Below are 11,889 nucleotides of genomic sequence, written 5' to 3' on the forward strand. Positions count from 1 at the left end.
GCACATGCGCACGGGGGCTCTCGCCATGTCCTCGTGTCCCCCGTCCTCGCGGGTCAGGCGGACGCGGTCTCCGTCCTGGCCCGGCGGTGCGTGCGGCGCAGGAAGCGGATCAGCGGCGCGCAGTCGAACTGCACCACCTCCAGGCCGTCCGCCGTGTGGCGTTCGAGGACCAGCTGCGCCCGGCCGCACGGCCAGATCCGCAGGCTGTCGTGCTCGACGGGGGCGCGCAGCCCGCGCTCCAGCAGATCGCGCGCGACAGCCCAGTCCGGGCCGCCGGGGAAGGCGATACGCACCGTGCGGGAGTCATCGGCGGGGTCGTAGCGCAGTTCGACGGGCACGACGGGCAGATCGCGGGCGTCGATGACGAGCCGGGCTCGGGCGTGTTCTTTGATCACGGGGGACATGGGCCTCGGCTCCTCCTGGTGATATGTCGCCTTCGTCATCTAATGTCCCATATTTTCGCAAAAGAGCACTGTGAGGGCTCTGGGCAGTTGTGAGGCACCCGCTCTTGCGAATGGTTCGCAACAAGGCCCTATCATGAGCAGGTTCACGACCCCGCGCAGCAATGCAGGAACGCAGGAAGCGGAGCCCTCCCCCATGCATGTACCCGACGGATTCATCAACGCCCCCGTGTCCGCCGTCGCCGGAGTCGTGGCCGCCGGTGCGGTGGCCGTCAGCCTGAAGGGCGCGCGGCGTGAGCTCGATGAACGCACCGCGCCGCTGGCCGGGCTGGTCGCCGCCTTCATCTTCGCCGTGCAGATGCTGAACTTCCCCGTCGCGGCCGGCACCAGCGGCCATCTGCTCGGCGGGGCGCTGGCCGCGATCCTGGTCGGGCCGTACACCGGGGTCCTGTGCATATCCGTGGTCCTGCTGATGCAGGGCATCCTGTTCGCCGACGGCGGGCTGACCGCGCTCGGCGTGAACGTCCTCGACATGGGCGTCGTGACCACAGTCGTCGCGTACGCCCTCTTCCGCGGCCTGGCCGGCGTGCTGCCGCGCACCCGCCGCTCGACGACCGCCGCGTCCTTCGTCGCCGCGCTCGTCTCCGTACCGGCCGCGGCCGCCGCCTTCACGCTGATGTACTGGATCGGCGGGACCACCGACATCCCGATCGGCAAGGTCTTCACCGCGATGGTGGGGGTCCACGTCCTGATCGGCCTCGGTGAGGCCGCGATCACCGCGCTGACCGTCGGCGCGGTCATCGCCGTCCGCCCCGACCTGGTCCACGGCGCCCGCGGGCTCACCGCCCCGCTCAAGCTCCGCATCGGCGGAGAACTCGTCGACGCCCCCGCGCCGGCCCGCGAGCCCGTCGCCGCCGCAGCCCCCCGCTCCAACCGGGGCCTGTGGGCGACGGGTCTGGTCACCGCCCTCGTCCTGGCCGGCTTCGTCTCCTTCTACGCCTCCGCGAACCCGGACGGCCTGGAGAAGGTCGCCACCGACCAGGGCATCGACAAGGAGGCCAAGGACCACGCGGCCAAGGACTCACCGCTCGCCGACTACGGCGTCAAGGACGTCTCCGACGCCCGGCTCTCCGGCGGACTGGCGGGAGCGATCGGAGTGGGCGCCACCCTCGTCGTCGGCAGCAGCGCGTTCTACGTGGTCAGCCGCCGCCGTACGAAGGACGCGGCCGCCGCCGCCTCCCGCACCGGCGAGAAGGTCTGATGGGCGCCAGCGCGCGGTGGAAGCCCACCACGGACGGCGGCTCCGCACGCCCCCGGCCCCGGCCCGCCCCGGGCCAGGGTGCGGCGGGGCACGCCCACAAGCTCTACCGGCACGGGCACTCGCCCGTCCACGACCTGCCGCCGCACTGCAAGCTCGCCGCGGTCTTCAGCTTCGTCCTGGCCGTCGTCACCACCCCGCGCGAGGCGGTGTGGGCCTTCGGGCTGTACGCCCTGCTGATCGCGGGCGCCACCGCCGTGGCCCGCGTCCCGGCCGGCTTCCTGCTCAAGCGGCTGCTGATCGAGGTGCCGTTCGTCGCGTTCGCGCTGCTCATGCCGTTCGTCGTGCCCGGCGAGCAGACGCACGTCCTCGGGCTCTCCGTCAGCGTCCCCGGGCTCTGGGGCGCCTGGAACGTTCTCGCCAAGGGCACCCTGGGCGTCGCCGCCTCCGTGCTCCTCGCGTCCACCACCGAGCTGCGCTCCCTGCTGCTCGGCCTCCAGCGCCTGCGGCTGCCGCCCCTGCTCGTCCAGATCGCCTCCTTCATGATCCGGTACGGCGATGTGATCACCGACGAGATGCGCCGGATGTCCATCGCCCGCCGCTCGCGCGGATTCGAGGCGCGCGGGATCCGGCAGTGGGGCGTCCTCGCCAAGTCGGCGGGCGCGCTCTTCATCCGGTCCTACGAGCGGGGCGAGCGCGTCCACCTGGCGATGGTCAGCCGCGGCTACACCGGCTCCATGCCCGTCATCGACGAGGTGACGGCCTCGCGCGCCCAGTGGGCGTACGCCGCGGCACTCCCCGTGCTCGCCCTCGCCGTGTGTCTGCTGGGATGGACCCTATGAGCCAGCCCCACGCCCCTTCCGTACCGCCGTCCCTGGAGGTCAGCGGCCTCGCCTACGCCTACCCCGACGGCCACCAGGCGCTCTTCGGCGTCGACCTGACCGTCGCGCGCGGCGAGCGCGTCGCCCTGCTCGGGCCGAACGGCGCCGGCAAGACCACCCTCGTCCTCCACCTCAACGGCATTCTCGACGCGGGCGCCGGCACCGTCCGCGTCGCCGGGCTCCCCGTCGAGAAGCGCAACCTCGCCGAGATCCGCCGCCGCGTGGGCATCGTCTTCCAGGACCCCGACGACCAGCTGTTCATGCCGACCGTCCGCGAGGACGTCGCCTTCGGACCCGCGTCCGGCGGACTGCGCGGCGCCGAACTGGAGGAGCGCGTCACCGAGGCGCTCAAGCTGGTCGGCATGGAGGAGTACGCGAGCCGGCCGCCGCACCACCTCTCCTTCGGCCAGCGCCGCCGTGTCGCCGTCGCCACGGTCCTCGCCATGCGGCCGGAGATCCTCGTCCTGGACGAGCCGTCCTCCAACCTGGACCCGGCCTCCCGCCGCGAACTCGCCGACATCCTGCGGTCCTTGGACGTCACCGTGCTCATGGTGACGCACGACCTGCCGTACGCCCTGGAACTGTGCGGCCGCGCCGTCATCCTCAGCGACGGGGTCATCGCCGCCGACGACCGCACCCAGGACCTCCTGTGCGACGAGGCTTTGATGCGGGCCCACCGTCTGGAGCTGCCCTTCGGCTTCGATCCGCGTTCCGTGACGGTTCGTCTTCCGTGACGGGCCGCGTTCCATGACGGTGAACATCGGGTGACCCGCCCCTCGTCCGACCTGCGGCGCCATGCACCATGGGGGGATGAGCGGGAGCGCAGGAGCAGGCGTGGACGTACGGGGCACGGCGGCGCCCGGATTCGAACCGGTCCGGGATGCTTTCATCCGTAACTTCGAGCAGCGGGGCGACCGAGGGGCGGCGGTCACCGTCTACCGGCACGGGCAGAAGGTCGTCGACCTGTGGGCCGGCACGAGAGACGTCGACGGCGCGGAACCGTGGGCCGTCGACACCGTGCAGATCGTGCGCTCGGCCGGCAAGGGCATCGCCGCCGCCGTCCCGCTCCTCCTGCACCAGCGCGGCCAGATCGACCTGCACGCCCCGGTCGGCACGTACTGGCCGGAGTTCAAGGCGAACGGCAAGGAGCGCGTCCTCGTCCGCCACCTCCTGGCGCACCGGGCCGGCATCCCCGCCCTGGACCGGCCGCTCACGCCAGGCGAGGCGGCCGACGGAGTGAGCGGGCCGAAGGCGGTCGCCGCGCAGCGCCCCGAGTGGGAGCCCGGCACGGACCACGGCTACCACGCGCAGACCTACAGCTGGCTCGTCGGTGAACTGGTGCGGCGGGTCACGGGCCGGACCGTCGGCCGCTGGGTCGCCGAGGAGATCGCCCGCCCGCTCGGCCTGGACTTCTGGTTCGGGATCCCGGCGGACGAGGCGCACCGCGTGGGCCGGATCGGCCCCGTCGAGGCGCCCGCGGGCGACGGCGCCGGCGCCCTGCGCGTCCGCCCCAAGCGCTCGGTGGTCGACGCCTACCGCGACCCGGACTCGCTGACCCGCCGGGCGTTCGGCGCGATCGACCCGTTCCCGGACGAGAACGACCCCGGTTACCGGTCCGCCGAACTCCCCGCGTCCAACGGCATCGCGACCGCCCGCGGCCTGGCCCGCTGCTACGCCGCGATGATCGGCCCGGTCGACGGGCACCGGCTGTTCGCCCCCGCCACCCTCACCCTGGCCCGCACCGAGGAGTCGGCGGGCCCGGACCGGGTCCTGGTCGTGGGCACCCGCTTCGGCCTCGGCTACATGCTGCACGGCCCGGCGTCCCCGCTGCTCTCCCCGGGCTCCTTCGGCCACCCGGGCCGCGGCGGCTCGCTGGGCTTCGCCGACCCCGAATCGGGCATCGCCCTCGGCTATGTGACGAACGGTCTGCAGAAGGGAGTCACCGCCGATCCCCGCGCCCAGGCGCTGGTGCGCGCCGTACGGTCGGCACTGTGAGGGGGTCGGCGGCCCTCTTCCGTGCTTCCGCGGCGGCGGCCGGTCAGGGCGAGGTGAGGAGAACTTCGTCGCCCGCGGAGGTCGTGGCCAGCAGCACGAGACCGGCCTCCAGGGCGGCCAGGTAGCGGCGGAGCTGGCGCTGGCTGATCTCCTGGACCGGCAGGCGCTCCAGGCGGGAGACATTGGGCTGGGCCGTGCCCATCCGCACGGCCACCTCGGCCTGGGTCAGGCCGGCCTTCTCACGCAACTCCGCGAGCCTCATGCGTTGCCGATCTTCCCGTACCGGCGAAAAGCACTGGTATCGATGCTCCACGCCCCGAAGGGGACCGCGTCTCCGAAGATGTACGGCACGCTGTTCTGATACGTGCCTCGACAGGGGTCGTCGTGCACCGCGATGGTGCCGTTCCTCGGATCCACGATCAGGTACAGGCCAATTCCCATGGCCGGGTAGTCGGCCATCTTCTCGATGTAGTCGTTGCTCGGATTCGACCTCGAGACCACCTCGACGCACGCCAGCACCTCATCCGGGGCGAGTGCGTCCCGGTCGGAATCCAGCGCGCTCTCCTGGCAGACCAGTACATCTGGGCGGCGCATGCGGCCGACCCGCGGATCCTCGACCTCCGGCCCGGTCTCGGCGATCCAGCCGGGATGCGTCGAGACGATCTGCCGGTTGATCTGATCTCTGATCCGGCCCGCGATCCGCTCGTGCCGATTGACCGGGCTCATCATGGCCATGACTGGGCCGCCGGCGCCGATCTCGACGCTCCAGGAGCCCTCCAGGTGCTGGGCATACTCGGAAAGCTCGTCGGCGGCCTTCCGCATCCACGCATAGTCCGGACTCATACTCCGAGTATATCGAAAATCATATGCCGCCGTGGTGGGAACCTGGGAAGACCGGCCGCTCGCAACGACGTGCGGCCGCTCAACTCGTGTGCGGCGTCAGCCGGCGTGCGTGAAGGCGGCCGTCAGGACGGCCAGGGCGACGAGCGGCGTCACGCGGTCTTCTCCCGGACGTCCACCACCGTGCCGCCGGTCGAAGATCTCGCCGAGGCCGCAGCCGAGGGCGGCGGCGGCCTCGGCCGCGGTGCGGGTGGCCTCCGGGAAGCGGCGGATCTCGACGTCGAGACCGAGTGCGCGCGGGGCCTCGGCGAATCGGGGGTGGGCGGCGGAGGTGTCGTCGCCCGTCGGGGCGGGGGCGTCGGAAGTGCTCATGCCCCGCACGCTATGGGCCCTCGCCCGGGCCGTGCGATCGAGTTCCGGCGGTCACGGCCCCGCGAGCAGGACGTCCGCGACGACCGGACCGGCCGCGTCCCCGCCGTGGCCGCCGGACTGGACGAGGGCCGCCGCCGCGAGGTCGTTGCTGAATCCGGTGAACCAGCTGTCGGACGTGGCCTGGCCCCCGATCTCCGCCGAGCCCGTCTTCGCGCCCTTGTCACCGCCCACGCCGGCCATCGCGCGCGTGGCGGTGCCCTCCGCGTTCGTGGCGGTGTATCTCAGCATCTGCTTCAGCTGCGCCGACACATCGCCCGGCAGGGGGCTCGCGGTGGCGAACTTCCGGTTGTCCAGCTCCTTCGGGACGATGTAGGGCTGCAGGAACCGGCCGTTGACGGCGGTGGCGGTGATGGACGCCATGTTCAGCGGGTTCATCTGGATCTTGCCCTGGCCGATGTACGACGCGGCGGTCTCCGCCCCCTCGGAGGGCGGCACGGAGCCGTCGACCGTCTTGATGCCGGCCTGCCAGTTCCGGCCGATCCCGAAGTACTGCGAGGCCTCGTTGACGAGCGCCGTGTCGGCCTTGTCGCCCAGCGGCTTCACCGGCTTGATGAACGCGGTGTTGCAGGACCGGGCGAAGGCCGTCTTCAAGGTGGGGTGCGGCATCGAGAAGTTGTCCAGGTTGTGGAAGGGCACGCCCAGCCAGGTCACGTCGGACGGGCACTCGACCGGCCCGTTCGCGCTGCCCAGTCCGTTCTGGATGATCATCGCGGCCGTCACGATCTTCATCGTCGAGCCGGGGGCCACGGCGGCGAACCGGGCCGATTCGAAGCCGCTCGCCGGGTTGTTGGCGAGGGCGCGGATCGCACCCGTCGAGGGTTCGACGGCCGCCACGGACGACTTGTCGAACTTCTTCACGGCCTTCTCCGCCGCCGCCTGGATTCCCGCGTCCAGCGTGGTCGGGACCCGGCCCGGCTTCCCCTTGACCAGCGTGAGCAGCGTCTGGTCCGGGCCGTCGGCGCTCGCGCTGTTGATCCACGTCTCGATGCCCGTGGTGCCGCCGGCCTTCTCGCCGTACTTCTCGCGCAGCTCTTCCAGGATGCCGCCCAGCGACGGGTACTTCTCCTTGGTGAGGACGTTGCCCTTGCGGTCGACCGCCTCGATCGACGCGGTCTTCGACTCGCCGGTCTCGAGCGACTCGCCCTCGTCCAGCTCCGGGTGGATGACGGAGGGCGCCCAGTCGACGAGCGGGTTGCCCGTCGTCAGTCCGCGTACGACGGTGAGCTCGGAGGCGTACGACCAGGGCTTCGTCCTCCCCTCGTAGGAGACGGTCGCCTCGACCGTGTACGGAACCCTGGAGCCGGTCGCCGGGCCCGGGGTGATCACGGCCTTGGTGACGTGGGCGGATTCGCCGTACGCGGCCAGGGCCGGTTCGGCGTCGCCCTTGTTGTTCGTGAGTCCGGCCGCGTCGGCCGCGTCGCCCTTCGCCCACGCGGCGAGGAACTTCTTCGACGTCTCGGCTATCTCGTCCTCCGTGACCGGGCCCGTCTTCACCTCGGACGAGCTGGCCTTCGCGTCCGACCCGCCCCCGACACCGCTGTCGCCGAGCCCGTCCAGGACGTTGTACGCCCCGTACCCGACCCCGCCGGCCACGACCGCGAACACCCCGCTGACGACGGCTACCTTCACTCCGCTGCGCATCCCGCAGTCCCCCTCCCCAGGAGGCCCCCTTGAACATGTTCAAGGGGGCTTTTCCCGGCACTTTACGGGACCGCCGTGACGGAGGAGCCGGTTGTTATCGGAATGCGATCCGGCCCGGCGGGAACGGACCGCCGAACAGGCCGGTGAACAGAACGGTCAAATCCAGGTATCCAGCCACATCCGGTCCCGCCAGGAATCCTCCGGAATCGAAGTCCCGGTATAGAGCGGCCAGAAATAGATGAAATTCCAGATGATCAGAAGCACCAGCACACCGGCTGCGACGGCCCCCACGGTCCGGCGCCGTTCACCCGAAGGATCATCCTTCGCCAGGCCCAGTTCGTGTTTCGCTCCGGCACCCGCCGCCGGACCGAGCATCGCGCCGATCATCATCGCGACGGCGAGGCAGAGGAAGGGAACGAACACGACCGCGTAGAAAAGGAAAATGGTGCGCTCCTGGTACAGGAACCACGGCACCCATCCCGCCGCCACCCCGCACGCGATCGCGCCCGCGCGCCAGTCGCGGCGGAAGAGCCAGCGCCACAGCACGTACAGCAGGGCGAAGCACGCGGCCCACCACAGCAGGGGCGTGCCGATCGCCAGGACCTCGCGCGCGCACTTGCCCGTCGACGACTGGACGCAGCCGTTCTGCTCCTCGTAGAAGTAGGAGACGGGCCTGCCCAGCACGATCCAGCTCCAGGGATTGGACTGGTAGGTGTGCCCGGACGTCAGGTTCACATGGAACTCGTAGACCTGGTTCTCGTAGTGCCACAGGCTGCGCAGCCAGTCCGGCAGCCAGGTCCAGCTGCCGCCCTTCCCGTCGGTCGCCGCCCAGTCCCGGTAGTAGCCGTGGCGGGCGGGGTCGTCGTGGATGATCCAGCCGGTCCACGAGGCGAGGTACGTGAGGACCGCGACCGGCACCGTGGAGACGAACGCCGGCAGCAGATCCCGCTTCAGCACCGCCTTGTACGGCTGCACCGCCCCCGCCGTCCGCCGCGCGCCCACGTCCCACAGGACCGTCATCAGGCCGAAGGCGACCATGATGTACAGCCCGTTCCACTTCGTCGCGAAGGCCAGCCCCAGCGAGATCCCGGCCGCGATCCGCCACGGCCGCCAGCCGAGCCGCAGCCCCTCGGCGATATCGGCATCCGGCCGCAGCACGCCGTCCTCGTCGACCGGCAGCGCGGCGGCGAGCCTGCGCCTCGCCCAGTCCCGGTCGGTCAGCAGACAGCCGAACGCGACCAGCACGAAGAACATCAGCACCAGGTCGAGCAGCGCGGTGCGGCTCATCACGAAGTGCAGCCCGTCCACCGCGAGCAGCCCGCCCGCCAGACAGCCCAGGAACGTCGAGCGGAACAGCCTGCGCCCGATCCGGCACAGCATCAGCACCGACAGGGTGCCGAGCACGGCCACCATGAAACGCCAGCCGAACGGCGTGAAGCCGAAGAGCTGCTCACCGATGCCGATGATCCATTTGCCGACCGGCGGGTGCACCACATATCCCGGATCCGTCGGGACCGGCACCTGCGACGGATCGTTGAGGATCAGCTTGTCGACGTCCTTGGGCCACGAGCCCTCGTAGCCCTGCTTGATGAGCGCCCAGGAGTCCTTGGCGTAATACGTCTCATCGAATATCACCGCGTGCGGGCGGCCCAGCTTCCAGAACCGCAGCACCCCGGCGACGGCCGCCACCAGCAGCGGACCGCCCCACGCCGACCAGCGCACCAGGCGGTCGGCGAGCAGCGGGGGCACCCCGAGCACCGCCCACAACTGCCCCCCGGGGCGGGTGTACGGCGGAACCAGCCGCTCCCGCAACCCGATACCGGGGCGCGGGAAATGGCCGAAGCGGCGCAGCCGCTGCTGCCAGGAAGTCGGCTCCGGGCCGTGCTCTTCCCCGGCGTCTTGGCCCTGCCGGGCTTCGGGCGCAGTACTCGTCACCGCGCCATCGTAGGGAACGCGTCTGTGCGAGTGGTGTCGCCCGTGCTGGGAGGATGGACGTTGTGACTGGAACGACTGGAACGCTGGTACTCGCAGGGACCCCCATCGGCGACGTGGCGGACGCCCCGCCACGCCTCGCCGCCGAACTGGAGACGGCCGACGTCGTCGCCGCGGAGGACACCCGCCGGCTGCGCCGGCTGACCCAGGCGCTGGGCATCCACACGACGGGGCGTGTCGTCTCCTACTTCGAGGGCAACGAGTCCGCCCGCACGCCCGAACTCGTCGAGGCGCTCCTCGGCGGCGCCCGCGTGCTGCTGGTCACGGACGCCGGGATGCCGTCCGTGTCCGATCCCGGCTACCGGCTGGTCGCCGCGGCCGTGGAGAAGGACATCAAGGTCACCGCCGTGCCGGGCCCGTCGGCGGTGCTCACCGCGCTCGCCCTGTCCGCGCTGCCCGTGGACCGGTTCTGCTTCGAGGGTTTCCTGCCCCGCAAGGCCGGTGAGCGCCTCGGCAAGCTCCGGGAGGTCGCCGGTGAGCGCCGCACGATGGTCTTCTTCGAGGCCCCGCACCGGCTCGACGACACCCTCGCCGCGATGGCCGAGATCTTCGGCGCCGAGCGGCGCGCAGCGGTGTGCCGCGAGCTGACCAAGACGTACGAGGAAGTGAAGCGCGGTCCCCTGGGCGAGCTCGCCGTCTGGGCGGCCGAGGGCGTACGCGGCGAGATCACCGTCGTCGTCGAGGGCGCGCCCGACTCCGGGGCCGAGGAACTCGACGCCGGGGAACTGGTGCGCAGGGTGCAGGTGCGCGAGGAGGCGGGGGAGCGGCGCAAGGAGGCGATCGCCGCCGTCGCCGCGGCGGCGGGGCTGCCCAAACGCGAGGTGTTCGACGCGGTCGTCGCAGCAAAGAATGTGGCTCGGACCGGCCCGGGGGACGTCAAAGGACTACTCTGAAAGGCAAAGCGCGAGCCGCGTTCCGGGCCCTTTTGCCACGAGAAGGCCAAAACCGCTCCAACACTCGACAGGGGCCGGTGCGCTCCCGCCGGTAAAGGCGTCCACTGGATCCAGGACGCATTCTCCGGAGTGCTTGTCCGGCGGACAAGAGGAGCAGGCATGAGCGACATCGCAGCAACCACCGTGCACGAGGCGTATGCCTTCGCCTGCATGAGGTGCGGACACGGCTGGGAACAGGCCTATGAAATAGAGCACCACGTCGACGCCTCCCACCACGCATTCGTCGTCTACAAGGCCGACGGCGAACGCGTGCCGTCGCCGCTTTCCACCCCGACGTGCACGAACTGCGGCGGGCACGTCGTACGGATCATGCGGGCCGGCCGCGTCTCTACGGTCCAGCAGCTGCTCCGGAACCAGGGCCGGGGCTACGGGTCGGGAAGCCGGGACAAGGCCGGCGCGCAGGCGCCCGGCGGCCCGCCGCAGCCCGTCGAGCCGTCTAAGGACGATCGCGTGGCCGCCACGGCCGCGCCGACGAGCGGCCACCACTGGCACCTCTCCGACCTGCTCCACCCCTTCCATCGCCGGTGACGCCCGCACGGTGACCCCGCCGGCCGCGGTCCTCGTACGATCGTGGCCATGAGCCGTACCGAAGCCCCGCCGCTGCCCGAGCCCCTCCGGGTGCCGGTCGCCGATGCGCACACCCACCTGGACATGCAGGACGGCACCGTCGAGGAGGCCCTGGCCAGGGCCGCCGCGGTGAACGTGACGACCGTGATCCAGGTGGGCTGCGACGTGAAGGGCTCCCACTGGGCGGCCGAGACCGCCGCCGCGCACGCGAGCGTGTACGCGGCCGTGGCGCTGCACCCCAACGAGGCCCCGCGGATCGTGCACGGGGACCAGGGGGGCGCCTCCGGGGGAGACCGGTCGCGGCCGGGCGGGCGCGAGGGCGGCGGAGCCGCCGCACTCCATGAGGCGCTCGCCGAGATCGACGCGCTGGCCGCGCTGGACCACGTACGCGCCGTCGGCGAGACGGGACTCGACTACTTCCGCACGGGCCCCGAGGGCATGGCCGCCCAGGAGGAGTCCTTCCGGGCCCACATCGAGATCGCCAAACGGCACGGCAAAGCGCTCGTCATCCACGACCGGGAGGCGCACGCCGACGTGCTGCGCATCCTGGCCGACGCGGGCGCCCCCGAGCGGACCGTCTTCCACTGCTACTCCGGCGACGCCGACATGGCCCGCGTCTGCGCGGACGCCGGGTACTTCATGTCGTTCGCGGGCAACATGACGTTCAAGAACGCCCAGCCGCTGCGCGACGCGCTGGCCGTGGCGCCGAGGGAACTGGTCCTGGTCGAGACGGACGCGCCCTTCCTCACCCCCGCCCCGTACCGCGGACGGCCTAACGCGCCGTACCTGATTCCGGTCACGCTGCGCGCCATGGCGGCCGTCCAGGGCGTCGACGAGGACACCATGGCGTCCGCGATCGCGGACAACACGGCACGCGCGTTCGACTACTGACCCCTGGCGCACGACCGCCGAGCCGTCTCGTACGACCA

General features: G+C 71.4%; 12 protein-coding genes and 1 pseudogene. 7 read left to right on the forward strand and 6 right to left on the reverse strand.

What is annotated here, in order from left to right; all coding sequences use genetic code 11:
• Window positions 1–53: 53 nt before the first annotated feature.
• Window positions 54–404, reverse strand: a complete 351-nt coding sequence (locus E6R60_RS20370; protein WP_136328030.1) for an SsgA family sporulation/cell division regulator — start codon at window positions 402–404, stop codon at window positions 54–56.
• Window positions 405–597: 193 nt separating this feature from the next.
• On the opposite strand from E6R60_RS20370, the gene E6R60_RS20375 reads away from it, so the two are divergent.
• The 4 genes from E6R60_RS20375 (at window position 598) to E6R60_RS20390 (ending at window position 4,535) form a co-directional block, all read left to right on the forward strand.
• On the forward strand, window positions 598–1,662 hold the full coding sequence (locus tag E6R60_RS20375) for an energy-coupling factor ABC transporter permease (protein ID WP_136328031.1): 1,065 nt from the start codon (window positions 598–600) through the stop codon (window positions 1,660–1,662).
• A complete protein-coding gene (gene cbiQ, locus E6R60_RS20380) occupies window positions 1,662–2,501 on the forward strand; it encodes a cobalt ECF transporter T component CbiQ (RefSeq protein WP_136328032.1) in 840 nt (279 codons plus the stop codon). Before E6R60_RS20375 ends, cbiQ begins: the two co-directional genes overlap by 1 nt.
• Complete coding sequence (locus E6R60_RS20385) at window positions 2,498–3,274, forward strand: ABC transporter ATP-binding protein (protein ID WP_136328033.1); 777 nt, start codon at window positions 2,498–2,500, stop codon at window positions 3,272–3,274. The genes cbiQ and E6R60_RS20385 overlap by 4 nt, the downstream gene beginning before the upstream one ends.
• 100 nt (window positions 3,275–3,374) lie before the next feature.
• On the forward strand, window positions 3,375–4,535 hold the full coding sequence (locus E6R60_RS20390) for a serine hydrolase domain-containing protein (RefSeq protein WP_136328107.1): 1,161 nt from the start codon (window positions 3,375–3,377) through the stop codon (window positions 4,533–4,535).
• Window positions 4,536–4,578: 43 nt separating this feature from the next.
• Here the strand turns inward: E6R60_RS20390 and E6R60_RS20395 are convergent, their stop codons facing one another.
• The 5 genes and pseudogenes from E6R60_RS20395 to E6R60_RS20415 all read right to left on the reverse strand — a co-directional run bounded on the left by E6R60_RS20395 (window position 4,579) and on the right by E6R60_RS20415 (window position 9,383).
• Window positions 4,579–4,797, reverse strand: coding sequence for an XRE family transcriptional regulator (locus E6R60_RS20395; RefSeq protein WP_136328034.1), 219 nt, complete (start codon window positions 4,795–4,797; stop codon window positions 4,579–4,581).
• Window positions 4,794–5,378 (reverse strand): Uma2 family endonuclease, encoded by a 585-nt coding sequence (locus E6R60_RS20400; protein WP_136328035.1) that lies wholly within the window; start codon window positions 5,376–5,378, stop codon window positions 4,794–4,796. Before E6R60_RS20400 ends, E6R60_RS20395 begins: the two co-directional genes overlap by 4 nt.
• Window positions 5,379–5,573: 195 nt before the next feature.
• A pseudogene (locus E6R60_RS20405) lies at window positions 5,574–5,747 on the reverse strand (YbaK/EbsC family protein); the annotation flags it as partial.
• A 51-nt stretch (window positions 5,748–5,798) separates the two neighbouring features.
• A complete protein-coding gene (locus tag E6R60_RS20410) occupies window positions 5,799–7,448 on the reverse strand; it encodes a penicillin-binding transpeptidase domain-containing protein (protein ID WP_206309467.1) in 1,650 nt (549 codons plus the stop codon).
• A gap of 156 nt (window positions 7,449–7,604) precedes the next feature.
• Entirely contained in the window at window positions 7,605–9,383 is a 1,779-nt protein-coding gene (locus E6R60_RS20415) for a phospholipid carrier-dependent glycosyltransferase (RefSeq protein WP_136328036.1), read from the reverse strand.
• Window positions 9,384–9,436: 53 nt separating this feature from the next.
• Here E6R60_RS20415 and rsmI point away from each other — a divergent pair, with 53 nt between their 5' ends.
• The 3 genes from rsmI to E6R60_RS20430 all read left to right on the forward strand — a co-directional run bounded on the left by rsmI (window position 9,437) and on the right by E6R60_RS20430 (window position 11,851).
• Window positions 9,437–10,333: a 16S rRNA (cytidine(1402)-2'-O)-methyltransferase gene (gene rsmI / locus E6R60_RS20420; RefSeq protein ID WP_136328037.1), complete on the forward strand. Its 897-nt coding sequence runs from the start codon at window positions 9,437–9,439 to the stop codon at window positions 10,331–10,333.
• Window positions 10,334–10,492: 159 nt separating this feature from the next.
• Entirely contained in the window at window positions 10,493–10,921 is a 429-nt protein-coding gene (locus E6R60_RS20425) for a hypothetical protein (RefSeq protein WP_136328038.1), read from the forward strand.
• Window positions 10,922–10,969: 48 nt separating this feature from the next.
• A complete protein-coding gene (locus tag E6R60_RS20430) occupies window positions 10,970–11,851 on the forward strand; it encodes a TatD family hydrolase (protein ID WP_136328039.1) in 882 nt (293 codons plus the stop codon).
• The last annotated feature ends 38 nt before the right edge of the window (window positions 11,852–11,889 follow it).

Source organism: Streptomyces sp. A0642, from assembly GCF_004795105.1.
In the GTDB taxonomy this organism is placed as follows: Bacteria; Actinomycetota; Actinomycetes; order Streptomycetales; family Streptomycetaceae; genus Streptomyces.